This is a genomic window from Candidatus Moraniibacteriota bacterium, from assembly GCA_028688415.1.
GTDB lineage: Bacteria > Patescibacteriota > Minisyncoccia > Moranbacterales > UBA1568 > UBA1568.
Genome location: JAQTYF010000001.1, coordinates 374,808 through 400,328, shown reverse-complemented (window position 1 = coordinate 400,328; position 25,521 = coordinate 374,808). Strand labels below are relative to the sequence as shown.

22 protein-coding genes are annotated in these 25,521 nt (G+C 41.3%); 17 read left to right on the top strand and 5 right to left on the bottom strand.

The window, feature by feature from the left end; translation table 11 throughout:
* Positions 1 to 35: 35 nt before the first annotated feature.
* Positions 36 to 494 carry a GtrA family protein gene (locus PHH40_01885; protein ID MDD2766500.1) on the bottom strand — a complete coding sequence of 153 codons (459 nt, stop codon included), beginning with the start codon at positions 492 to 494 and terminating at the stop codon, positions 36 to 38.
* A gap of 33 nt (positions 495 to 527) precedes the next feature.
* Positions 528 to 1,301, bottom strand: a complete 774-nt coding sequence (locus PHH40_01880; GenBank protein MDD2766499.1) for a hypothetical protein — start codon at positions 1,299 to 1,301, stop codon at positions 528 to 530.
* Between the two features lie 340 nt (positions 1,302 to 1,641).
* Here PHH40_01880 and PHH40_01875 point away from each other — a divergent pair, with 340 nt between their 5' ends.
* The 17 genes from PHH40_01875 to PHH40_01795 all read left to right on the top strand — a co-directional run bounded on the left by PHH40_01875 (position 1,642) and on the right by PHH40_01795 (position 22,024).
* On the top strand, positions 1,642 to 2,727 hold the full coding sequence (locus PHH40_01875) for an HTH domain-containing protein (protein ID MDD2766498.1): 1,086 nt from the start codon (positions 1,642 to 1,644) through the stop codon (positions 2,725 to 2,727).
* A gap of 151 nt (positions 2,728 to 2,878) precedes the next feature.
* Positions 2,879 to 4,177, top strand: coding sequence for a hypothetical protein (locus tag PHH40_01870; protein ID MDD2766497.1), 1,299 nt, complete (start codon positions 2,879 to 2,881; stop codon positions 4,175 to 4,177).
* A gap of 6 nt (positions 4,178 to 4,183) precedes the next feature.
* Positions 4,184 to 6,238 carry a type IV secretion system DNA-binding domain-containing protein gene (locus PHH40_01865; GenBank protein ID MDD2766496.1) on the top strand — a complete coding sequence of 685 codons (2,055 nt, stop codon included), beginning with the start codon at positions 4,184 to 4,186 and terminating at the stop codon, positions 6,236 to 6,238.
* A gap of 215 nt (positions 6,239 to 6,453) precedes the next feature.
* Positions 6,454 to 6,828: a septum formation initiator family protein gene (locus tag PHH40_01860; GenBank protein MDD2766495.1), complete on the top strand. Its 375-nt coding sequence runs from the start codon at positions 6,454 to 6,456 to the stop codon at positions 6,826 to 6,828.
* A 13-nt stretch (positions 6,829 to 6,841) separates the two neighbouring features.
* On the top strand, positions 6,842 to 7,903 hold the full coding sequence (locus PHH40_01855; GenBank protein ID MDD2766494.1) for a peptidylprolyl isomerase: 1,062 nt from the start codon (positions 6,842 to 6,844) through the stop codon (positions 7,901 to 7,903).
* A gap of 20 nt (positions 7,904 to 7,923) precedes the next feature.
* Positions 7,924 to 9,183 (top strand): trypsin-like peptidase domain-containing protein, encoded by a 1,260-nt coding sequence (locus PHH40_01850; GenBank protein ID MDD2766493.1) that lies wholly within the window; start codon positions 7,924 to 7,926, stop codon positions 9,181 to 9,183.
* Positions 9,184 to 9,327: 144 nt separating this feature from the next.
* Positions 9,328 to 10,089 carry a hypothetical protein gene (locus PHH40_01845; protein ID MDD2766492.1) on the top strand — a complete coding sequence of 254 codons (762 nt, stop codon included), beginning with the start codon at positions 9,328 to 9,330 and terminating at the stop codon, positions 10,087 to 10,089.
* A gap of 121 nt (positions 10,090 to 10,210) precedes the next feature.
* Positions 10,211 to 11,350 carry a S1C family serine protease gene (locus PHH40_01840; protein ID MDD2766491.1) on the top strand — a complete coding sequence of 380 codons (1,140 nt, stop codon included), beginning with the start codon at positions 10,211 to 10,213 and terminating at the stop codon, positions 11,348 to 11,350.
* 14 nt (positions 11,351 to 11,364) lie between these two features.
* Entirely contained in the window at positions 11,365 to 12,615 is a 1,251-nt protein-coding gene (locus PHH40_01835) for a His/Gly/Thr/Pro-type tRNA ligase C-terminal domain-containing protein (protein ID MDD2766490.1), read from the top strand.
* Between the two features lie 20 nt (positions 12,616 to 12,635).
* On the top strand, positions 12,636 to 13,346 hold the full coding sequence (gene pyrH / locus PHH40_01830; GenBank protein MDD2766489.1) for a UMP kinase: 711 nt from the start codon (positions 12,636 to 12,638) through the stop codon (positions 13,344 to 13,346).
* Positions 13,347 to 13,359: 13 nt separating this feature from the next.
* A complete protein-coding gene (ispH, locus tag PHH40_01825; GenBank protein ID MDD2766488.1) occupies positions 13,360 to 14,316 on the top strand; it encodes a 4-hydroxy-3-methylbut-2-enyl diphosphate reductase in 957 nt (318 codons plus the stop codon).
* The gene (locus tag PHH40_01820; GenBank protein MDD2766487.1) at positions 14,306 to 15,433 is read left to right on the top strand and encodes a glycosyltransferase family 1 protein; all 1,128 of its coding nucleotides are present in this window, start codon (positions 14,306 to 14,308) and stop codon (positions 15,431 to 15,433) included. The genes ispH and PHH40_01820 overlap by 11 nt, the downstream gene beginning before the upstream one ends.
* Positions 15,434 to 15,505: 72 nt before the next feature.
* Positions 15,506 to 16,957 carry a hypothetical protein gene (locus PHH40_01815; GenBank protein ID MDD2766486.1) on the top strand — a complete coding sequence of 484 codons (1,452 nt, stop codon included), beginning with the start codon at positions 15,506 to 15,508 and terminating at the stop codon, positions 16,955 to 16,957.
* Between the two features lie 4 nt (positions 16,958 to 16,961).
* Positions 16,962 to 19,151 carry a fibronectin type III domain-containing protein gene (locus tag PHH40_01810; protein ID MDD2766485.1) on the top strand — a complete coding sequence of 730 codons (2,190 nt, stop codon included), beginning with the start codon at positions 16,962 to 16,964 and terminating at the stop codon, positions 19,149 to 19,151.
* 24 nt (positions 19,152 to 19,175) lie between these two features.
* Positions 19,176 to 19,487: a hypothetical protein gene (locus tag PHH40_01805; protein MDD2766484.1), complete on the top strand. Its 312-nt coding sequence runs from the start codon at positions 19,176 to 19,178 to the stop codon at positions 19,485 to 19,487.
* A 222-nt stretch (positions 19,488 to 19,709) separates the two neighbouring features.
* Positions 19,710 to 21,167 carry an ATP-binding cassette domain-containing protein gene (locus tag PHH40_01800; protein ID MDD2766483.1) on the top strand — a complete coding sequence of 486 codons (1,458 nt, stop codon included), beginning with the start codon at positions 19,710 to 19,712 and terminating at the stop codon, positions 21,165 to 21,167.
* Positions 21,168 to 21,199: 32 nt separating this feature from the next.
* Positions 21,200 to 22,024, top strand: a complete 825-nt coding sequence (locus PHH40_01795; protein MDD2766482.1) for a DUF4105 domain-containing protein — start codon at positions 21,200 to 21,202, stop codon at positions 22,022 to 22,024.
* 33 nt (positions 22,025 to 22,057) lie between these two features.
* Here PHH40_01795 and PHH40_01790 read toward each other — a convergent pair whose 3' ends face one another.
* The 3 genes from PHH40_01790 to PHH40_01780 are packed head-to-tail and all read right to left on the bottom strand — an operon-like array spanning position 22,058 to position 25,448.
* Complete coding sequence (locus tag PHH40_01790; protein ID MDD2766481.1) at positions 22,058 to 22,477, bottom strand: hypothetical protein; 420 nt, start codon at positions 22,475 to 22,477, stop codon at positions 22,058 to 22,060.
* Between the two features lie 15 nt (positions 22,478 to 22,492).
* Positions 22,493 to 23,644 carry a hypothetical protein gene (locus tag PHH40_01785; protein ID MDD2766480.1) on the bottom strand — a complete coding sequence of 384 codons (1,152 nt, stop codon included), beginning with the start codon at positions 23,642 to 23,644 and terminating at the stop codon, positions 22,493 to 22,495.
* Between the two features lies 1 nt (position 23,645).
* A complete protein-coding gene (locus PHH40_01780) occupies positions 23,646 to 25,448 on the bottom strand; it encodes a hypothetical protein (protein ID MDD2766479.1) in 1,803 nt (600 codons plus the stop codon).
* Positions 25,449 to 25,521 lie beyond the last annotated feature (73 nt).

Below are 25,521 nucleotides of genomic sequence, written 5' to 3'. Positions count from 1 at the left end.
GCAAGCTAATAAGCTACAAACAAAAAAGCCATGTACTATTTTTTGAACACAAAGAGTTTGTAGCCGACAAAGTTCCAGAGCATAGAGAAACCTGTTGCAAAGAGTTTGGCAATGTTGGTCCAGAGTACAGCGCTGAGACCGAAGAAAGGAGGGATAAAAGTAGTGACGCTCGTCAGTATCAGACCGTTGAGAAAGAGACCAATGACACTGATAATAAAAAAGGCTGAGAATTTGATAGGTTCTTGTTCTGTTTTTGTTTTGTCTTGGAATGTCCAATGCTTATTCATGAAATAACTATTAAAAACAGCAACGGAGAAAGAAATGCTATTGAGCAAAAATAATTCTGGACCAGATGCAATGCCGGTGAAGTGCATGAGAATATTCAAAACCAAAAAATCGATACCGGTATTGATACCGCCAACAATGACAAATTTGATAAATTGTTTAATAATTCGCCTCAATCGAATCGGATCATTCAGGATGTCTCGTAGCATTATAATGTTCTTAATAGTCGAGGGAGAGTATCTCTATTGAGCTTGTTTGATTTCTTTTTCGATTTCTTCCATATCCCGTACCCAATCATCGAGCGTCTGAGTGTTTGTTACGGCTGGTTCATTGTTTTGCTTGAGAAATGAGGTGTCCTCAGGCGTCTTGTCTTTCAGATCTTTCTTCCAGTTGTTGATAGTTTCGTTTTCTTCGGTAGCTTTGGTGAGGGCAATCTGCCAATCTTCCCGAGCTCCTTTTTGAATCACATTTTCTATAGCTGCCCATGTGGCACCAGGATCTTGAGGTGTGACAATAGCCACTTCATCTCCAGGAGCAGTTTTGAAATAGGTAATAGAAGCGAGTAAGACACGATAGGGTTTGCCGTTCGCTAGTACGTAATAATTACCATTCTCATCTTGAGTAACGACAGCGATAGCATGATTGCGATTGATAGGTCCGACTTGTTTATAGAGAAATGCGCCACTATTGGTAATAGTCAGTTTGAGCATATCACCTTCGACGAGTTTTGACTTGGAAGCATAGTTTGCAGGAACAGGATATTGTCTTCCATCTGTGCCGATCATAATCTGTCCATCGAATGTTCCTTCTACGACCGTTCCTTCTGCTGTATCAAGATCTGCTTTCTTTGGGCGACCAGTCTTTTTCTTCCCTTCCAATTGGAGGAGCATTGCCTTGGCGCCCTGAATAGTTTTTTCAGCGCTCAAAACCATATCACGCAAGGCCTGAATTTTCATAGCCTGCTCCTCATTGTTGCGTGATTCAGGATCGATTTGAGTAGCGGTATTGGAAGTCATATTTTTATTTTCCGACGAGGAATTTTTTCGTCGTTTTTTATTTTTTATCAACACCATAATTATAGACGATTATCGAAATAGATGCAACATATTGAAAAGACGCTCGTTTCACATTTCTGAAATTATTTTTTTTGAAAGTATGAAATAAAGAAAAAATGAGAGAAAAAATACCCAGAGAGAGCTGGTCTTGTAGAGGGGTTGACAAAAACTAAGAATATGCGTTAATATGTATTTCATTCGTCTGAGGGGCTATTTCAAGAGGAGAGTACATTTTCTCGAACGATATCGAGAAATCAAATTCTTTGTTTATCTGCTGATTATAAAGTGAAAATATACTTGTATGGTATCAATGAAGAAGAAAGTGCAGAAAACGGCATCTTCGAAATCTTTGAAAAAAGAAGATTTTGTTGTTTTTTCTTCTCTTTTAGAGCAGTTGTTGTCAATGTTGCCTGCTCGTTCGCGTACTATTGTTTCTGCACGTTTTGGATTGTCTCTCGATGGAGAGCAACAGACATTGGAGGAGATAGGACGATTGCACAGAATAACACGAGAACGTGTACGTCAGATTGTTATTAGTGCTCTCGGATTTCTCTCTCAAGAACAGGAAAACCCTTTGTTTATACAGGTCAAGAATCGCATTTTTGCTGTTTTGGAAGAGAAGAAAGGCATTATACAGACAGAGACATTGCTTCATATACTTGCTCCTTCGAATAAAAAAGAACAAGGAGCTCTTCTCATTTTTATTGAGTGTCTCTCTTCAATCAAAAAAGAAAAAGCTACCAGTGAACGAAAGTCTGTCTATGTGACAAACGACTTCGTCTTTCCTCAATGGAAACTCGTCAAAGACAAGGCAAAACGTATTTTGGAAACATCGGAGCAGGTCTTGGATGTCGATACTCTTTATGATCGTTTCAATGAAGGAGGTAATGCAGTGAGCAAACAAGAACTCATGAGTTTTCTTGCTGTAGCAAAAGAAATAGAACAGAATGTTTTCGGTAAATGGGGATTGTCAGAATGGAGTGATATCAAACCTCGTGGTACACGAGAAAAAGCCTATCTCGTATTGAAAATGACAGGTAAATCATTGCATTTCAGAGAAATAGCTTCACTGATCGACAGTTACGGACTTCGTAGTAACAAAAAGAATCAGAGTCATCCTCAGACAGTGCATAACGAACTGATCAAAGATGATCGCTTTGTGTTGATTGGACGAGGGACATACGCACTCTCTGAATGGGGATACAAAAAAGGTACGGTCAAAGAGGTACTCGAAGAAATACTCCGCAATGCTTCTAAACCACTTTCTCGCGAAGAGGTGTTGACACAGATATTCAAAATACGTCAAGTCAAAAAATCAACAGTGGTTATCAATTTGAATACGTATTTTCATCGTGCTGGAAAAAATCTTTACAGCATCAAGAAATAAACTACAATCTTCCTCAGACTTTTCTCTTCTTCAAGAACATGGTAGAATAGTAAAGTAATAATAAACAACTCCTTGTGCGTTGTGTTATCGTCGCGAAAAATAAAGAATTCTTTTTGTTCCATATCTAACGGGGTCAACGAACCTCAAAAAAATGAACACTCTTTTCTCACAGTTTGCACATTCATTCGAAGTACTTGCTGGATCTTTTTCTCTGTTATTGGACGTGTGGTTTCTTGTTTTTCCGCCACTGCTTTTTTGGCTTTTCAAAGTTTTTTGGGTTCAGCATGTCGAGGGTCAATATGCTTCAGGCATCGAAAAAGTATTATTGGAAATCATTCCACCACGTGATTCTGAAAAGAGTCCGCTTTTGATGGAATCTATTTATGCAGGATTGGCAGGCGTAGAGACATCTCCAAATACAGCAGAACAATGGATCAAAGGACAATTCCCGACGTCTTTCTCACTTGAGATAGTGAGCACTGAGGGGCAAGTACATTTCTACGTACGTTCACCGAAAAATTTCCGTAATCTTGTCGAAGCACATTTCTATGCCCAGTATCCGGGTGTCGAGATTCTCGAAGTGGAGGATTATATCTACAATGTCCCGGGTACCGTACCGAATAATGAATGGGATCTGTGGGGGACGGATTTTCTCTTGGCAGGAGAGGATCTCTATCCAATCAAGACGTATAAATACTTCGAAGAAACAGTGACAGGGAAAATGATCGATCCTCTCGCAGGTCTCGTGGAATCAATGGCGAAAATCGGTCCCGGACAACATCTCTGGTTACAATTCATTGTCACACCTCTTTCTCCGAAAATTGCCAAAGAATTACAGGGAACTATCGATGCATTTCTCGGAAAAAAAGTAGAAGAAAAAAGTGGTATTTTCGGAATACTCATTCTCAATCTCAAGGATATTGTGATGAATCTCGGTAAGGGGATTATGGGACAGGAACTCTCATTCTCATCGAGCGAGGGGAAGGTATCAAAAGACGAATCTCCTGTCGAATTTCGTCTCACCCCTGGTGAAAAAGAAAGATTGAAAGCTTTGGAATCGAATATAGGAAAACAAATGTTTCGTACTCGTATGCGTCATGTCTATGTGGCAAGAAGGAGTGTGTTTGACAAATCGACTGGTGTCTCTGCTTTTATCGGAGCGATCAAACAGTTCAACGACCAAAACTTGAATGGTTTCAAACCGAATGATGATACGAAAACGTATTCCGCATATATTTTCAAAGATGAACGACTCAGGTATCGTCAACGACGTTTATTTCGTCGATACACGACGAGAGATACCGATCCTCAACCAACTCGCTTTTTATTGAGCAGTGAAGAGTTGGCAACGGTCTTTCATATCCCAGATATGTCTATTACTTCACCAGCACTGACTCGTGTTTCCTCCAAGCGTGGAGGTGCTCCAACTAATTTGCCTATTCAAGAATAGTAAACTATGGCTACTCACGATCAGAATGACATCACTTTTTTTGCAAAAACAAATTTCCGAAATCAGGAAAGAATTTTTGGTATCAAAACAGATGATCGTCGTCGTCACATGTATGTTATCGGAAAAACGGGTATGGGAAAGACCAACCTGCTCGAAAACCTTGCTATTCAGGATATTCAGAAAGGACACGGGATTGCGTTTATCGACCCTCATGGTGATACGGCGGAAAAACTTATCAAGGCTATTCCTTCCAATCGTATCAATGATGTCATCTATCTCAATCCATCTGATCAGGACTTCCCAATCGCTTTCAACGTGATGGAAAAAGTCGATCCAGAATACCGTCATCTTGTGGCATCGGGTCTCGTCGGTGTATTCAAAAAAATCTGGGCAGATTCTTGGGGACCACGACTCGAATATATTTTGCGTAATGCTATTTTGGCACTGCTCGAGTACCCGGGAAGTACCCTTCTTGGTGTGACACGTATTCTTGTCGACAAATCTTATCGAGCGAAAGTAGTAGAAAAAATCACCGATCCTGTCGTTCGGAGTTTTTGGGTAGATGAATTTTCACAGTGGAATGATCGCGTTCTTCAAGAAGTGATTTCTCCAATTCAGAACAAAGTGGGTCAGTTCCTCTCAAGTTCTCTTATCAGAAATATCGTCGGACAAACTGTTTCCTCTTTCAATATTCGTGAAGTAATGGATCAGCGGAAGATTCTCATTATCAACCTTTCCAAAGGACGCATCGGTGAAGACAATGGAGCGCTTCTTGGCGCAATGATGATTACGAAAATTCAGCTCGCTGCAATGGGGCGTGTCGATATTCCTGAGGAAGATCGTAAGGATTTTTATCTGTATGTTGATGAGTTCCAGAATTTTGCTACAGAATCGTTTGCTAATATTCTTTCAGAGGCTCGTAAATATCATCTCAACCTCGTTTTGGCAAACCAGTATGTGACACAAATAGAAGAGACGGTGCGTGATGCTATTTTTGGAAATGCTGGATCGATTGTTTCGTTCCGTGTCGGAGCGATGGATGCCGAGTTCCTTGAGAAAGAATTCGAGCCAGTTTTTATGATGAATGATATTATCAATCTTCCAAAATTTCAGATTTATCTGAAATTGATGATCGATGGTATTGCTGGAGACGCGTTTAGTGCGACAACGCTACCGCCGATCAAGCTCGAAGATGCCGGAAATGAAATAAAAATCATCCAAAATTCTAGGGAACGGTATTCATCGAGTCGCGAAGACGTAGAAGAAAAAATTCGTCGTTGGAGCGGAATGCTGACTGCCGAAGAACGACAAGCTATCGCTGATGAACAGAGGAATACGGCGCATATTCTTCAGAAAAAAAATGTGTCGAAAACACCGCCGATTGTAGCGAATGATCAAATTGAGCGAAGAACTGTTCCTGACAGAAGAGGTATCCATGAGCAACCTTCTGATATCAATACCTCGGTTCAATCACCTCGTCCTCTGATCAGTGCGAAGAAAACAACGACACAAAAAGAAGTCACTTCTCTCGAGAAGCAATCAGTATTTGAACCAGCATTGGCACCCAAAAGAATTATTGATGTCTCTCTTGAATCTCTGCGCGATACGATGACGCAGACAAGAATAACTGAAGAAAAATCGTCGGTATCAATGCCAGAAAAAGAGATATCTTCTGTAACAGAGACACTTCCAACGGAGAAGAAATTGTATCCGACACAGTGTGTGACTTGTGGTACTGATATTACCGTTCCGTTTATTCCTGATGGAAAAAGGCCGACTTTCTGTCGCGAATGTCTGCGTGATTATCAGCGCTCAGTCGCTAAAGAACGGAATACTATCGCAAAGAAAAATGCTGATCAACCAATCACTCGTCCAGCTCCTGCTATCCCACAAAGAAGAAACACAGATTTGAAGTCATATGTTTCTTCTGAAGCACCCCTCTCGCTTGCTCAAATCGAATATATGGGTTCCAAAAAATTTCAATCATTGGGAAATCGCCCAGCGGTCAATTTGAACGATGTTCGTGCACTGATCAAAGATATGAAGAAAGGGGACGAGTAAGTAGACAGTGTCTTGCTTCTTTCGTGCAAAAGGAAAACTTGTTTTTGTCATCTGTTTTTGTTAGTATATCTTTATAATGAATGAAAAAATATGAGTTTTAAAAAATGGCATAGACGTATCTACAAAATGTGGGTCGTTATATCAATTTTTGTGGTGATATCAATGATTGGGTTTCTTGTGGCTCCGTTTTTTCTGTATTAAAAAAGAAGAGGGGTATGGCACAAAAAAAATGGTGGTTCACGGGTACGGTGATAATTATTTCTCTCCTGATCGTATGGGTGCTCGTTCTTTCTTCGAGACAACTCAAACGAAGCGAACGTATAGAGAAAGAAGTTGCTATTCTCGAGGTTGAAGCAGGGAAGATTCGTCACGAAAATGAAACTCTTGCCGAGAAAATACAATATTTTTCTTCTAATGATTTTCGAGAACAGGAAGCGAAGAAAAAACTTGGATTAAAAAAAGAAAAAGAAAACGTTGTTATTATCAACCCTCGATCAGGATCAGAACGACAGGAGAATAAACCAGAAGAAAGAGTAGAGAGAGAAGATAATACGCCGAATTATAAAAAATGGTGGAATCTTTTTTTCTGAAATTTTATACACTATGTCAAATACAACACATAATTTTTCGAGAAAAATACGATTGAGTACCGTACTGTATACAATAGCAGTTGTTGTATTAAGTATCTTTTTACTCAGCCTGATTGCCGTGTACACCTCGTTTGGATCGGTGCAATCGACCACTGCATTAAAAAGTGTATTACCATACCCGATTGTTGTTATCGGATATGATCCTGTTATTACCTCTCGTGCATTGGCTCGGAATATGGTTTCTGTGAAACGTTTTTATGAAGTACAAAATTTTTCAGAAATAGGTGTGCGTGTCGATTTTTCTACACCAGACGGACAGAAACGTTTCAAGATACGCGAAAAAGAAGTATTGAATAAAATGATCGAAGATCGGGCTATCGAAGTGCTGGCGAAAGAAAAAGATATACGAGTCAGTCATGATGAAGCATCGCAAAGTGTCTCTCGAAAACTCTCTGAATATAACAGTGAGGTTGGAGTGAAAAATGAATTGGAACGTCTTTATGGATGGACTATTGCTGATTTCGAAGAGAAAGTGGTGATGCCGAGTTTGTATCAGGAGAAATTGGAAAAAAGTCTCGAAGAAGTATTTCGTGATGATACATCAAAAGCCCAAGAAAAGATTTTGAATGCACAAAAAAGTATTCGTTTGGGAAATACCTTCGAAGAGGTAGTGAAACAGTATTCAGATGGTGCAGGACAGGAAAACGGTGGTGATATTGGCTGGTTTACATCGGACGATATTTTGCCTGCATTACGAACGGTGATGAACTCACAGAAAGTAGGCATACCAGGAGATGTAGTGGAAAGTCCACTGGGATTTCATATTGTTTTGATAGAGGAAATAAAGACTGAAAACGAACAAAATCTCTATCATCTCAAACAAGTTTTTATACAGAAAAAAACATTTTCTGATTTTCTTTCTGAAAAAATGCGCATGATGTCGATTTTCGTGTTATCACCAGAATATGTATGGGATAAAGAGACGGCTCGTGCAGAGTTTACCGATGAATCGATCCGTGATTTTGAAAAGAAAATGTATGAGAATGCTGATAATAACACCGCATTCTTCTTCTAATTTGTTTATAAAAAAGTGTTATGGAAATAATACAAAAAGAAGAAATTCTCTCTCCACGGAAAATACAATGGTATCAAAAAGGAATGTTGCTTTTTTTTGCCCTGTTGTTTGGTTTTATCGGAGGGGGTATGTCGCCGATAATTCTGGATTTGTATCATAAACAAAAAACAGTAATCATTGATGAAAATACTCGTGAAAAACTCACTCCAAGTGACGATGTGATGAAAGAGCAGAATAGCCTCATTCCTCGTATGGTAGAGAAGAATTCTGCAGGGGTGGTGAGTATTGTTGTGAGTAAAGATGTTTCCAAATTACGTGATCCTCGGAATAACTTCTTTCAGGGATTTCCTTTTTTTACCCCTTTTGATACTCCACAGGAAGAGAAAAACAGCGAGAGTTCAGAATTGCAGAAGAAGCAAAAAATCGGAAGCGGGTCAGGTTTTTTCGTATCGAGCGATGGACTTATCGTAACCAATAAGCATGTGGTCTCCGACAAAGATGCTCTCTATACAGTGATGATGGGAGAGACGGAACATTCCGCAACGGTATTGGTTCGTGATCCAAATAATGATATTGCTATACTGAAAATTGAAGGAGATAATTTCCCAGCTTTGACACTTGGGGATTCTGGTACGATTCAGGTAGGACAGACAGTGATTGCTATCGGTAATGCTTTAGGTGAATTCTCAGGTTCGGTAACGAGTGGCATCATCTCTGGTTTGCAGAGAAATGTTTCCGCAGGATCTGAACGAGGAAGAAGTGAAGAACGTCTCACAGATATCATTCAGACAGATGCTGCTATCAATCCAGGTAATTCAGGAGGACCACTCTTTGATATCGATGGACGAGTGATCGGTATCAATGTCGCAGTAGCTATGGGAGCCGAAAACGTCGGGTTTGCGCTACCGATCAATTCTGTCAAACGTATTATCGAACAAGTGAGTACGACAGGGAAATATTCTGTGCCGTATATTGGCGTGCGATATGTCATTTTGAATGATGCTCTTCAGAAAGAAAATGATTTGCCATATAATTATGGAGCGCTGATTCTTCGTGGACAAACGATGATGGACTTTGCGGTTGTTCCTGGCTCACCTGCAGATAAAGCAGGATTGATAGAGAATGATATTATTCTGGAGATCAATGGAACGAAAATTGACGAGAAGCACACACTGACAAATGTACTCAGTCAATATAATGTAGGGGAACAAGTGACACTTCAGGTATGGCACAAAGGGAAAGAAAGCGAACTCATTCTCGTGCTGGAAGAGAGAAAATAAGACAAAGAGTAATAAAGAAAGAACAGAAAGAAAGAGGCTTGTAGAAGCCTCTTTCTTCTTTATCAGAGTATGCTATAGTAGAGAGAGATAATTTTTCATCAATATGATACGACCATCATATTTGACGAGTGACGCGATTTTTTTATGATTTTTCACTTTACGATTCTTTTTTGGACAATACTTTTTTCTCTTGGACTGGTACTCGTAGCAATAAATCCTTTTACTCCAACCTGGAACTGGTATATTGTCTCCATTCTTCCTCTTCTGTTTGTTTCTTTTTTGGCATGTCGCCGAATTACCAAGCGTATCTCGGATGTTTTTTTACTTGGATTGCTTTCTTTTGCTGTACCGATACTTCTTTCCTTGATAGATTCTCCTCTGCAACGAAAGATATTTGTCACTCTGAGTGCTATTATGTATTACTTTGCATTACTCGGATTGTATCGTCTGCATCATGCTCCGAAAGATAAGACTGCCCAGGCATTTCTTGACACAGCAACTATTGCAGCTCTTTTCTTTTACTACACGGGTATATTTGGTTTTTATCTGAATTTTTCATTCCCTCTTTGGGGATTGATGATGCTTTATTTCTTAGGAACAGCACTGACCAGTTACAATGCATTTTCGAGTATCAAATATCTGGAAATCAAAAAGAAAAAAGTGATTATTTACAGTTTGCTTCTTGGGTTCTTTATGTGTGAACTTGCTTGGGTGATGAGTTTTTGGCCTTTTGGATACTTGACATCCGGTATATTGGCACTCTGTTTTTTCTTTTTACTTTGGGATATTTGTTTTGATTTCTTTCGAGAATCTGTTTCTTTGCGTAAGATTGTGATACGGACAATCACACTTTTCTTCTTAATAGGTATACTTTTATGGAGCACACCATGGCATATCTTGGTATAAGAGTGACAAGAGAAGATGTGTGATGAGTAAAGAGTTGCCAAATGTCTCGGAATGTGATAAAAATAAGAGCATTGGGCCTAAAATAAAGGCATATTAACTTCTTATCCTCCCTTTGAAATCTATGAAAAAGTTTTTTCTTTTTTTGCTTTCTGTGATAGGTATCGTACTTTTGGGTGGTATAGGATCGCTTTTCATCAATGCGTATACTCCTCGTCTTGCATCCGTCCCTTTTTTGAATACTCTTAGCATATTCAAAAAAATAACCGATCGTGTGACAGTAATCAATAAAACCGAACAGATAGTCGTCCGTGAAGATGATTCGGTGGAAAAAATTATTTCACAACCGTCAACGGCGGTAGTCAAAGTTTTTATATTTTCAGAAGATACAAAGAGTGAAAAGAATGAGATCTCTTTCAATAGAACAGGTGTCTTGTTGACGAATGACGGTTTGATCGCACTGTATAGCGAGCAACCATTTTCAGTAACCTCTCGTTACAGAATATTATTTCCCGATGGCACAGATCGTACAGCTGATTTCTTTGGTTATGATACATTCACCAATATTGTCTTTCTCCGTCTAAGTGATATGAAAAACTCGTCATCGATTGCTCTCGCGAATTCAGATGATGTTCGTGTCGGAAAAAAAGTGGTTGTTATCGGCAGTGCAGAAACAGAATATCAGAGTCGCCTCGCTGTCGGTATTCTCGGAAATATCAACCACACATTCAATCTTTCAGGAAAAACAGTCTCTTCTTCTGAAAAATTGGAAGGAGTATTTGAAATGGATGTGCAAAATCTGGGAAGTTTTGTCGGTGGTCCAGCAGTTGGTTTCAATGGTGAGATGATCGGACTAGTAGGATCATTGACTATCGATAATACTCTTCATACGTTTCTCATTCCTGCTAATATCGTCCGCGATGCATTGAATCGTGCTATCGCACAGACACTGACAAAGCGCCCAGTATTTGGAGTATACTATCTCTCCATTACGAAAACTCTTGCACTGACAATGCATCTCGATCGGACTGAGGGAGCGCTCGTCTACTCTCCTTCAGGAAAAACAGGACTAGCTCTTTTGTCCAACTCGAGTGCGATGCGAGCTGGACTTCAATTTGGTGATATTATTCTTTCAATCGATGGTACAAACATCTCTCCTCATAACCCCTTGTCTGTAGCTTTGAGTCATTATTCTATTGGTGATACGATTCTCCTCCGTGTTCTCCATAATGGAGAAGAAAAAACAATCAGCATACAATTGTAATAAAAGTTTATTTTATGCGACAGACACAACTGTTCACGCGAACAAAGAAAGAAGCACCAAAAGATGAGGTGAGTAAGAATGCGCAACTCCTCATTCGTGCTGGTTTCATCCACAAAGAAATGGCAGGAGTCTATTCTTTTTTGCCTCTTGGGCTACGAACACTCAACAAAGTGATACAGGTTATTCGGGAGGAAATGAATGCGGTGAGCGGTCAGGAACTTTCGCTTACTGCTTTGCAGGATAAATCTTTGTGGGAAAAGACTGATCGTTGGGATGATGAAAAAGTCGATGTGTGGTTCAAGACAAAATTGAAAAACGGGACAGATGTAGGACTTGGTTGGTCTCATGAGGAACCGATTACGCGTTTGATGCAACAACAAGTTTCATCCTACCGTGATTTACCAGTACTCGCGTATCAGTTTCAGACAAAGTTTCGCAATGAAACGCGTGCAAAATCAGGAATTATGCGGACGCGAGAATTTATCATGAAGGATCTCTATTCCTTTTCTCGAAATCAAGAAGAGCATGAAAAAGTTTATGCGTCTGTGCGTGGTGCCTATATCAAATTTTTCGAACGCGTCGGTTTGGGAGAAACAACTTACCCCGTTTTTGCATCAGGAGGTGCATTTAGTAAATATTCTGAAGAATTTCAGACAGTGAGTGATGCGGGTGAAGATTTGATTTACATTGATGAAGCAAGTGGTCAAGCTCTGAACAAAGAAGTATTGGAAGATGAAGTGCTGACAGAGCTTGGTTTGAAGAGAGAAAATTTGGTAGAGAAAAAATCTATTGAAGTAGGGAATATTTTTACTTTGGGGACGAAATATTCAGTGCCACTTGGATTTACCTTCAAAGATGAGGCGGGAAATTCTCAGCCAGTAATTATGGGTTGTTACGGTATCGGACCCGCCCGAGTGATGGGAACGATAGCAGAGGTACTCTCTGATGAAAATGGTCTCGTGTGGCCAGAGTCTGTCGCGCCATTTCGTGTCCATCTCCTTTCGCTCGGAACCGATGAGAAGACAAATGAAGTCTATGAAACACTGACCAAGGCAGGTATCGAAGTCCTCTATGATGATCGCGATATGCGAGCAGGGGAGAAGTTTGCTGAGAGCGATCTCCTCGGTATTCCGTATCGAGTTGTCATCGGCAAACGTTCCATTGAATCAGGAAAAGCTGAAGTAAAAAAACGTACTGAGAGTGATGTGCAGGAAATAGCTTTCGAGGATCTCGTGCATTTTTTCACGATGAAAGAGAAAGAATAAATCAATCATGAAATCACCCTATGTCTCGAGCATACGATAAGAAAGAACGTATCATTATTTCACTCGGAGGATCACTTCTTGTGCCAGAGGGGATCGATACAGAATTCATCAGCAATTTCAAAAAATTTATCGTTTCTCATATCAAAAAAGGATATCGTTTTATTTTGGTAACAGGCGGAGGAAGAACGGCGAGACAGTATATTGATGTCGCAGGGCAAATCACCAAAATTACCGATGAAGATCGTGATTGGCTCGGGATCCATGCTACCCGTATGAACGCACACCTCGTCCGTACTATTTTTCGTGAATATGCGCATCCGCGTATCAATACCAATCCGCATGATCTCGAAGATTTCTATCGAGCACCAGAGCCGATCCTTGTCGCTGCAGGATGGCGACCAGGATTCTCTACTGATTTTGATGCAGTCGTTCTCGGAAAATATCTCGATGTGAATCGTATTATCAATCTCTCAAATATCGAACGTGTTTACAGTAAGGATCCTCGGGTACATGCAGACGCTGTACCATTTGAAGAAATAACTTGGAAAGATTTCCGAAAGATTGTTGGAAGTAAATGGAATCCTGGAATGAATGTTCCTTTTGATCCGATCGCTTCTGAAATGGCAGAAAAAGAACATATGGAGGTTGCTGTGATGAATGGTGGTGATATGAAAAATGTCGAGAATTATATCGCAGGGAAAAAATTTATCGGTACACGTATCAAAGATTAGTTATTTATCTTTCATGGTTACTCTCAAAAAAATTCTCCTTGCCAATCCACGAGGATTCTGTGCGGGCGTATCGCGTGCCGTGAAAGCAGTGGAAGACACTCTGGAGATTTTTGGTGCGCCAGTCTATGTAAAGCATGAGATTGTCCACAACAAGCATGTGGTGGCAGATCTCTCTGCCAAAGGAATAATTACCATAGAAAGCCTCTCTCAGGTGCCAGAAGGGGCCGTGGTGGTGTTTTCAGCCCATGGATCGATCAGAGACCACTATACAGAAGCTCAAAATCGTCATATTCGGCTTATCGATGCCACTTGTCCGCTCGTCACCAAGGTACATCTCGAAGTGGGACGTTTCCTCAAGGAGCAATATCAAATAATATATATCGGACATCATGGGCATATAGAAGGTCTCGGTGTGTTGAGCGAAGCAGAGAAAGGATCTATTCCGCTTGTGGAGACTATAGAAGATGTAGAAAACCTCGATATAGGGAATCCAGAAAAACTTGTCTATCTCACTCAGACAACACTCTCCATCGATGACACAGCTGTCGTGATAAAAGCGCTTCAAAAAAAATATCCTCAGATTGTCGCGCCACCACTTTCCGATATCTGTTTTGCAACAACCAACAGACAGGAAGCAGTGAAGGCGTTGGCAAAAGTATCTGATCTTGTTTTGATACTCGGATCAAAAAATTCTTCGAATTCGACACGTTTGATGGAAACGGCTCGTAAAGAGGGGACTGAGGCTTATCTCATCGATGATGTTTCCGAACTCAATACAGAGTGGCTCAGAGAGAAAGAAACGATTGGTATCAGTGCAGGTGCGAGTGCTCCAGAAAAACTTGTAGAAGGTGTCGTGGAATACTTCAGGAAACAAGGTGTGACAGTGGAAGATTTTGTGGTTGGTGCTGAAAATATGCACTTTGCCGAACCACTGGAATTGATGCAAGCGAGAAAAAAATATGAAAAATAATACGACGGTAGCTCTACAAGTGAGTGATCTCGATCACCAGCGTATCGATGGAACACGGGTATATTTGAAAGAGCTCCTGAAACGCTTTGGAAAATTTGATACAGAAACAAAGTTTCATTTGTATCATCGAAATATCTTCAATCCGCTCTTGACTCCACCAAATTTTCTGAACTATTTCGTGAAGATGCTTGTTTTTCCTTTTGCTTGGATGCAAACGAGATTTGCGTGGGAGATATTTCGCATGAGACCGAAGAAACTTTTTCTGCCGATTCAGGCTGCACCGATTTTTCTCCCAAAAGAAACGGAAGTGACCGTGACTATTCATGATCTCGCTTTCAGACGATATCCAGAGACATTTCCCAAGACACATCTTTTCAAGCTCAACTTCCTCCTTGGTGTGGCACTTCGGAGAGCTGACAAGATCATCGCGGTATCAGAATCGACGAAGAAAGATGTGGTGGAATTCTTCCCGCATATTTCAGAAGACCGTATTCGTGTCATCCATCATGGATTTGATGGTGAGTTTTTTGGTACAAAACTTTCTTCCGAAGAGCTTCGCTTACTGCTTACTTCTTATTCCTTACTTCCTGGGCAGTATGTCCTTTATGTCGGAGCACTTCAGCCGAGAAAGAATCTCGTCCGCCTCATCCAGGCATTTGACGAGGCAAAGAAAACAGCACCCGATATGAAGCTGGTCTTGGCAGGGGAACCAGCATGGCTCTCTCAATCGATATTGGAAGTACGAGAGAAGAGTCCTTATAAAAAGGATATTCTTCTGACGGGAGCGGTGAGTTTCTCTGATCTCCGTAGCCTTTATCAAGGAGCTCGATTTTTTGTTTTTCCATCACTCTATGAAGGATTTGGTCTACCAATTCTCGAAGCGTTTGCATCTGGTGTCCCGGTGATGACGGCCAATAATTCGAGTCTTCTCGAAGTAGGTGGAGATGCCGTACTCTTCTGTGACGCACTCGACGTTTCTGATATGACTGAGAAACTACTCTGTCTCTGGAGTGATGAGCAATTACGACGAACACTTATACAGAAAGGAAAAGAACAGTTACAAAAATTTTCGTGGGACAAATGTGCGCGAGAAACTTTGGAATATATACAGTCTTGACAAATATTTGACGATTTCCCTCGGGGGGTATAATGGAAATGAAATTAAAAAGTGTAAAAATCAAAAATCTGTATGCGTATATTGTATAAATTTTTTATTGTAGGAATGTTTTTTCTTTTTATTCCGTTTGTACAGGCCGACACTGAATCACGTCCGTACACAGATGTTTCTCAACTCACCCCTGAGCAAAAAGTTTTTTATGATCGATTGAATTCCGTACAACAGGAAAATCTTCTCCATCCGCCGAAGCCTGTGTATCCGATCGGCACAATAGACTGCCAGGACTATCTTACTTTTGGGAAGATTTCTATTGATATTTCACCATCCGAGCATAGCCTCTTGCCAGGAACATTGGCGACTTTTTCGGGAAAGGTGATCAACCCATTCAATTACCCCGTTGTCGAAGGACAGGTATATGCAAAGATTTTTTATAAGAATAGCAAGAGTGTTGAGAACGAACATTTGAATGGTCATAGACTTGTCGCTCAATTCATAGCGGTTGACAATATTGCACTCAAAGCAAATGAAAAGAAACCCGTAACGTTTACTTGGCAAGTACCCGCATCCGCACAAGCAGGAGATTATGAGGTGGTATTCTATTATTCTTCCGCCCATCGTCACAGTATAACGGGACTCACTTTTACGAATGACATTACGGGGAACGTGGCGGCGTTTCAAATTGACAATACATATACAGATCTGCCCGTGTATTTTGATGAGGATACCGTCAAATTAAATGACAAAAACTTTTATTTTGCTCAGCCTATCCCCGCTTTTGCAAAGGAGGAGAAAGTCATTGCCTCTTTTGCGCTCGTGAATCCTAAGGACACACCAAATCAGGTCGAAGTTACGTACAAGCTCTACTCGTGGGATGCACTTTTTGCTGGTAATTTCAAAACGGAAAAAACCGAGAAAATTACCCTCCAACCGCAAGAAACAAAATCTCTTTCATACGAAGTGCCTGTTATTGATAATAGTGTTTCTTATGTTGTCGTGACGGTAAAAGATCACGATGCAGAATCAATCTTGGATATCCGTTTCAGTAGAAATGGAATAGAGGAGACACACAACAACAAGCTCGGTGTTGCAACCTATCCGTTAAAGGCAGGTGCGACGAGTACACTCTTTGCTTGCGCACATTCAGCAGGACCAAACAATGTCAAAGACAGCGTCATCACCGTTACGCTCAAGGATGCTGACCAAAATATTCTTCACACCTTTACATATGCCAATGGAATTACCAGTAGTGTTCTTGGTTTCAAGGATGACTTTGTGCTTGAAAAAGATTTGTATGATTTCACACTCACTTCAAGTGTTACTCAGGTAGGGAAGCCAGCTCAAGAAATCACTATTAGGTATAGTTGTAGTGCAATAGATCCTACGCTGTGTCCGAAGAGTAATACCTCACTCATCATTTTTGGTTCCGCAGTTGTTATTCTCATTGTCGCTCTTGGTACATTTCTCATTGTTCGAAGGAAAAGGGGAAGAGAAAATAATATGATAAGCACAAATGAAATCAAATAACACTATGAAACATTCATATTTTAAAATCTTTATTTTCCTCTCCTTATTTCTTGGTGTTGCGATTGATCCAGTGCCCGCCTTAGCATCAAAGACGAGCGGAAGTGTGACTATACCAGGAACTACCATCAATACTGGCACGGTCGTCGGTGCTGCCCCACAAGGAGTATGTTTTTCTTTTAACCTTGCAGGAAGTTTGATGCATCGAGCATCTTTGTATGATAATGGAACAGAAATAACGGATGGTGCCAGTATTACTAGCGGGCATATCCTTAGCCTTGCTCCTATTACTAATAATGCTGATATACAGTGGTTTGCGACCGGATCTACTTGGAATAGTCCTTCTGGACACTGGGTGTCAGGAGCAGGTTTTGGTGGTTTTGATGTATTGGAGCCAGTTATGGATTGTAATGACATCAATGATTACGACACCCTCGCTCTCGGACTGTCCATCGCGCCTCCGTCACCGACGTATTCCTTTTCTGGGCCATGTACACCAAGTGGATCGACCTGTACGGTGAATGGTTCCGGTACAATAACCGCTACCATTAATTTTCGTGCAACGCCGTATAGTTATTATTATCAAACGGGTTGGTCTGGCGATTCCTTTACTTCAGGTTCTTTGTTTGCCTCCGGTCAAGCGAGTGCAGCGAGTGTCTCATTTTCTGTGACTGCTTCTGCGCCCGCCACTTGTCCCGCCTACTCAGGCACAGACAATCTCACTCCAACCTGTGTATACAACCTGAATGCTCCTGTAACCTCAAGTGGAAGTAGTTATACATCTACATCTGTAGCTTCTCCCGCTGGGTACACTGGTTCGCGTAGATGGAATTGTAATAATGGTACCTGGACTCAGGGGGTCTATACGTGTACACCTCCTACCCCTGTTAACTGTGTTGGTTCATGGAGTGATACCGCTACCTGTAGTGTCACGGGAGCGTGTGGTCAAACAGGAGTCAAACAACAGTTGTACACCATCTACACCCCAGCGGCGAATGGTGGTACCGCATGTCCTTTTGTAAACGGTGCAACGCGATGGGGTGCAACATCATGTAGTACAGCAACGTGTCCAGTGCCTACCTATTCCTGCACTGGCATTGTCCCAACAAACGCAACGATGTTTGCAAATGACGATGTAAGTCTTAACGCTGATACCCCATATTCATACTGGGCCACTGATACAGGCACAAGGTGTCAGTATTCCTGCAACGGTGGATACAATTGGAATGGAAGTAGTTGTGTGGCTGTCCTACCAGCCCCCGCAACTGTCTCTGTAAGTGCAGGTGATTGTCAATCAGATACTTTGACTGCGCTCTGGTCACCCGTGACAGGAGCAACTGGCTACGATATTCAAATTGATGGAGGGACGTGGATTCAAAGAGGTTATTATGCAACCGGATATACCTTCAGAAAACTTATACCAGAATCAAGTCATGTTGTCAGTGTACGCGCAAGGAATATAGCAGGACCAGGTCCAGAAAAAGTAGCAACACCATCACCAGTGATTGTAGGTCGAAGACCTGGAAACCAGTGTGAGACAAAAATTTGTCAAGGATCTGTCCCAGTAAATGCTACGATGTTTGCCAATGACAATGTAAACCTCACTGCCGATACCCCATACTCATACTGGGCTACCGACACCGGCACAAGATGTCAGTACAGTTGTAACGGTGGATACAATTGGAATGGAAGTAGTTGTGTCCTTCCTCCAACACCAACCTACTCCTGCACCGGCACCATCCCAGCTAATGCCAGTATGTTTGTAAGTGACAACGTAGGCCTTTCTGCCAATACTCCCTATGCCTATTCTGCTACCAATACCGCACCAAGATGTCAGTTCAGTTGTAATGGTGGCTTCACATGGAGTGGAGGTAGTTGTGTCGCTCCTACTTATTCCTGTACAAGTTTTCCTTCTCATGCTATGGCGTGGAATAGTCTCACACCAGGAGCAAACACACCCTATACGTACTCAGCAACCGATCCTGGATCAGTAGCCTGTAAATTCCAATGTGCTTCTGGTTACACTTGGAATGGTTCAACATGTGGGTTCGTGTCTCCGGCATGTACTCCAAGCTGTGATCGAGGAAACAGTTTCTGCACAGGAAAAACCTATGATGATAGTAACGGTTGCGGAACAAACAATTGCAATGGTACCCGCTACTGTGACTTTAATTGGAAAGAGACAGTACCATTCTAACTCATCAAAAATAACCAAAAAACTATGCCAACACCACTCAAAGTCATTTTTGGAACCATACTTGTTGTTTCCTTTCTTATTCTCGGATATGTACTCATGATTCAGAAGCAAACTGCTTCACAGTCTTCTGTGGTAAATACCACAGAAACAGTTTCTCAAGAATCGTCATCAGATACGATGACACTTCCTCCTTCATCAGAGCCAGCACCAGCATCTTCTGTCGACAAGCTCCAAGAGCTCCAGAATCAGGTGACAGCCGGTACTATCACTCCAGAAGAAGCAATGAAACAAATGGACACATACAACAACACAAAGACAGGAGCAGAAGGGAAATAATACAAAGAAAATGACGAAAAAGAAGGGAAGGTCCTTTTTTCGTTCGAGAAGATCGAAATTTGTAAATATCCTATAATCTTTGAACAACATCTCTTGCAAAGAAGAGAATTCTGTGTCACAATACCTCTGCTGAGAAACAGCCTCCATGGCTTTTTGTCATGCCCTGAGTGAAACCAACTTTTCTGTTGGCGGAATCGAAGGGTTCTTTTTTTTAGATACACTATGGCCAAAGATAACGTTGTAATGCGATTTGATAAAGTGTCTTTCGAATATGGACACAAAAAACCTATCTTAGATGAGGTAAGTTTCAGTATGCGTGGTGGCTCAAAAGTAACCCTGATGGGTCAGAATGGAGCTGGAAAGAGCTCGCTCTTCAAACTCATCACTGGTGAAGAAAAGCCTCAGTTCGGTCGTGTCTCGATCGATCCTGGAGCAACCGTCGCTATCGGACGACAAACCATTCCTCGGGCAGAACTCGAACTCACTGTGCAAGATTTCTTCGATCAATTTTTCAAAGGGAAAGAATGGGAACTCGAAATGGGTATCAGAGAAGTACTTGAAATAGTCAATCTTCCTATGCCACCGCTTGATAAAAAAATTCGTGAGTTTTCCGGAGGTCAGCAAGCCCGTCTTCTCCTCGCATCAGCACTCATTCAAGACCCAGATATCTTGCTTCTCGATGAACCAACAAATAATCTCGATACGGCTGGTATTCTTCATCTCACTGATTTTTTGATCAATTATGAGAAGACCTGTATCGTGATTTCTCACGATGCCGACTTCTTGAACTCGTTTACGCACGGAGTGCTCTATCTCGATGTTTTCACCCACAAAATCGAGCAGTACGCAGGAGACTATTATGATGTGGTAGAAGAAATTGCCAAGCGTATTGCCAAGGCGCAGAGCGAGAATGTCCGGCTCGAACGTACTATTCAAGAAAAGAAAGACCAAGCCAACGTGTTCGCCAACAAAGGAGGAAAACTCCGTGCGGTCGCCAAGCGTATGCGCACACTCGCTGAAGATCTCGAGGACAACAAGATGGACGTGAGACAGGAAGACAAGACTCTTCCGAATTTCGAAATATCGTGCGCGGGCGTTGTCGGACCAATTGTCGAAATACGAACCGTGAAACTTATCACTGATCTCGGACCAGCAGTGAAACGTGTCGATCTTGTTTTGAAAAAAAATATGCATCTCCTCGTGTCCGGACCCAATGGCATTGGCAAGAGTACATTTCTCGAAGCACTCGCTTCTGGAGACAAAGATCGTGCACATATCACTGACGGTATCAAAGTAGGCTATTATCGTCAGGATTTTTCGACGCTTGATTTTGAAAGCACAGTAATGGACACTCTTCTCGCGTCAATGGAAGAAAAGAGTAAAGAACAGGCGTATAAAATAGCGACAAAATTTCTCATTCCAGCAGAATTGATGCAAAATAAAATAGAGAGTCTGTCAGAAGGACAGAAAGGATTACTTATGTTTGCCATTCTTTATGCTGAGAAGCCAGATTTACTCATCCTCGATGAGCCGACAAACCATATCAACTTCCGTCATTTACCAGTGATTGCCGAGGCCCTCGATAATTACAAGGGCGCAATGATTTTTGTTTCTCACGTCCCAGACTTTGTTGCTCAAATCCGTATTGATGAAGTGTTGGATCTCTCATCTCTTCTCTAATTTCTTCGAAAATTGTTTCTTGCGGTTTTGTTATGAGAAAGACATACAAAACTTGGGCGCAGTACAGAGGAAGGGCGAGTTCTCTTCTGAAGCGGTTTTTTGGTTTTCGTCGACCACGGAATGATCGGAACTGGTCTCTTGACTTGAAAATATTACCTGAGATTATCTTAAGCGATGATCATACGATAACGATAAAAAATATTCGGAATTTTTCTTATCAAAGCGTACAGAAATATACTCCGAAGTATTATGATCGGACATTCCCTCTTACAGAAATACGAGATGTCTGGTTTCTGGTTGAACCGTTTTCATGGTTGGCCGCGCATACGATGCTCAGTTTTGGTTTGTACGATGGTACCTATATATCAGTCTCTGTAGAAATACGGAAAAAAATTGGACAACGTTTTTCGCAATTTGCCACACTCTTCTTCTTGCGAAGGCACGAACTTGTTTATGTCATAGGAGACGAACAAGATCTCATCAAACTCCGTACGAATTATCGAGAAGACAAAACCTATCTTTACCCGATGACATTGTCGTCAGGGGAGGCTCAGCAACTTTTTGTTGATACCTTGAAACGAGCACAATATATTCAAGAAAATCCTGAGTTCTATAATCCATTTACGAATACGTGTCTGACCAATCTCATCGATCATATCAATGCTGTGCGCATGACACACATACCTCTTAGTTACAAAATGTGGGTTGCAAAGTATGCCGATGTGCTCATGTATGAGGAAGGTCTCATTGATCAATCTCTTCCTTTTGTTGATATACAAAAAAAATATTTCATCAATGAACGTGCTCACAGACACGCTGTTGATCCTGATTTTTCGAAGAAGATTCGTACAATCTAAAAAATCTTTATTTGGTATGGAAGTTCCTTTTCTTTATTCATGAAAGAAAATATTCCAGAAAAGAAAGCCTATAGTAAAAAGTGCGAGAATGATGAGAGGAATGGAAGAAAGAGGAAAATGAATAAGTGAAAGTAAGAAAAGAGCGAGTGCCCAGAGGGAACCAATCCAGATCAGAGGATGATTCTTCTGTATATTCCAAGAAAAACGCATATCAAGGACACTTCCGAGAAATGCAAGGAGAAGTGAACCAGAGAGCAAGTAGAGAAAGAATATTGTCAGACTGAGTCGCGCTGTTACAAAGGTTGGGAGAAGCATTTCGAGAGTGAAAAGTCCTGCAAATCCAATATAGCCGATGAAGAGGAATTCGAGTAAGAGTGCATAGCATACCGCAAGCACCCCGTTTTTTTTGAAACGCAAGAGTTGTTCGAGAAGTACTGTTGTGATTGTATTCATAGGATATTTTTCAGGTTACTCACCAAAACCAAAACGTACCAGGAGTCGCTGTTTGATTTTTGAGATGATAGACAACATATTTTGTTTACTCGCTTCTGTCTTGAGAGACACCTGGAGAGTGTTGATGTCGATAGGTTCACTTTCGTTTTTGAGTGTAATTTCAAAATCATTCCCAAATCCAGATGGCAACATTGTAATCGGCGTCTGACAGGACAGAGATTGACCCAAGATACCTGGCTTTAGAGTACACGTTGTCGTCTGTGCGCTCATCTTGGATGAAGCAATGATAGGAGTCTGTCTTTCTGTGAGGAAAGTCAGATATTCTGTGTTTTCGATTGGTCGTTTTGTACCGTTTTCAATAAGATACGATATGTTCGTATCTTGATCAAGGAAGAGTGTCCCATCTGGATGTTCTATACCAAGAGTGATAATTCTTCCTCGTTTGTAGATCCCAATTTCTTCTTCGCTGGCAGGTATGACATCTTCGAATCGATATCCGAGAGCAAGGAATATTTCTGCGCTTCCGAAGGGTCTCATTTCTGTCTCACTGACGATCAAGAAAACACCATCAGCAAAAGAAACAGTTGATCCAATACGGTAGCCGATAAAAGTATCGGAGAGGGTATATTGAGAGAGGGTCTCGCTTTCTTCTGCTCGTGCGTCCGTATCTTGATAACGTGAATGATACGCATTTGCACTGACGAAAGGAAAGAGAATGTTTTCTCGTAATTCGTAGTATGTATCATCGATTTTGTATAAAGAGGCAAGAGGGGAAACAGTGAGAACCGTACCAACAGGGAGGAAGAAGCTGCGATAAGAACGCCTGAGAGATACGTCCATTGTTTCCAGAGGAGCTGATTTTTTCTCGAGTATGAGCTCTATCTGTGCCTGTGAGAATGTCCCTAGAGTACTGGCAGTACTGAAGAGAACTTCATTGGTATTCATTTTCCCATTTGTATTCAGACTGTTTTGTTCCGTACGAGGATCGATCAAATTGTTTTTGCTCGAGTTGGGTGTGCGGAAGTTGAAAGAAAAAACAAGCGTCGGAAACAGTGTCTGGAAAACGAACAGGCAAGTGCTCGTAATGACGATGCCATACAGTATTACCCGTGCGATCTGATACTGACGTTTTACTGTCTCTGGTATGACAAGGGGTAATGAAAACATACTAGTAAATCTGAAAGAGTGAATTATGAGTTTCGATGAGACTTTTCTCGGGTAATCCAAAAGAAGAAAAACTGTTCTTCGAGATGTTTGATTGAAATTTCTCTGTCGAGAAAATTACTGGATGAAGGAATGTCATACGCTCACCAAAAACGTCTCGATAACGGGAAAGGGTATCGTCAGGCGTGAGGAGATAAATGTGTGAAAAGAGCGTCGTATCAAGCAAGGTAAGGTCGTAAGGATTGAAGAAGTATACCATATTTTTTCCTGACAAATATTGAGCTGGTCCAGTAATCATCGAAAATCCATCGCCAGTCACACCACGATCGATCAATACAAGATCGGTACCTGAGAATTGTTGACTGAATGTCATTGTTTGTTCGAGGAGTCCTCGATTTTCTGCAAAGAACAAACTGTGACTCCAAGCGGGATATTGTAACGTGAAGAGTCCGATCAGAATAATGCTGACAAAAAAGAGTCGTTTCCCATGGGGTCTTTCGAGAGGGAATTGCTCTTTTTTGGCAAAGAGGAGAGCGAGTCCGACAATCGCAGAGAAAAGGAGTGTAGGAAAAACAGAAAAGAGATATCGACGAAGCATCCAAGGATGATCAGAAGAAATATTAGGATCAATAAGATAGATGAACGTAGGGAAAGCGATCAGCGTCGGTAAGAGAATAAGGAAATATCTTTTTTTGATAAGAAGAATGAGTGAAAATAATCCAAGGAGGAAGAGTATAAGAAGTCCGTACCAAAAAAAGACGGATTCGAGAACGACTGGAGCGCTCACTGGAGCGAGAGTATTTACGATATGTCCATCGGTGAATTGGCGGAGAAACTTTACGAGAGCTTTTCCAATTATTCTATAGTAAGGAAGATTAACGATGAGGTCTCGCCAGAGAATAATCGCGAAAAAAAGACCAGGAAGAAGAATGCTTTTCCAAGGGTACGTTATCCAGATGTGTCGAGCATATTTGCTACAAAAAAGTATTGCGAGGGTAAAGAAAAGAAAAGCAAATCCCTCTATTCGAGTGAAAGCAAATAATCCACCAGCAAACAACACCCCTACGTAAGAAATAAATTTTCCTTCTCGAAGAAAAAGAATGAGACTGAAAGTGAGGAAAAGGAAAAGGAAAAGAGCGAGATTTTCACTGAGTGTTACTCGAGCGAACCAGAGAGGAAGAAATGATCCTATCATGAGAATAAGCCCAGAAAATGCATAAAACGGATGTACAAAAATTCGCAAAAGAGCATACAGTATCAGAAGAGAAAGGAAAAAGAGAATGCTGTTGGCAAGAGCGAAACCAGACATACCGAAGAGGGATACGAAAGAAGCGAGCCAAGAGGTGTAGGCAAGAGGGAACTGTGTGATGAGTTCGCCTGTTTCTGTGTAGGCGAATCCAGGAAAATTGAGGGCAGTTCCTTTTTCATGAAGGGCGAAGAAGGCTCTGCTTGCGTCAGTAGAAAAAGTGAGTTGACCATTTTGCGTCAGACGATAAGCGGCTTCACTAATAGATCCCTGATCACGTCCAGAGAAAAGTGTCGGGACAGTATACAGACCAATAAGAAAAGCAATGCACAATGAAAGAAAGAAAGCGATTCTGAAATCAATCGATGATCGAGAGAGGAGTTTTATTCCCACAAAAAGTGCGAGAGAAAAAAGAGTAAATGCACCACAGGCGAGAGCCCAGGGAAAGAATATGTTTCCCAAAGTAAGGGTGAGTGCAAGCCAGCCAAACACGATAAAACAAAGCCCGAACAGTATTACGAGATTGTCTGATTTTTTAGGAGAAGGAAGAAATTTCATCATATATATAGTATACAACAAGAACGCTATTTGCAAAGCATTTTGAATATGTCTACAATAGAGTATAAGAACGTTG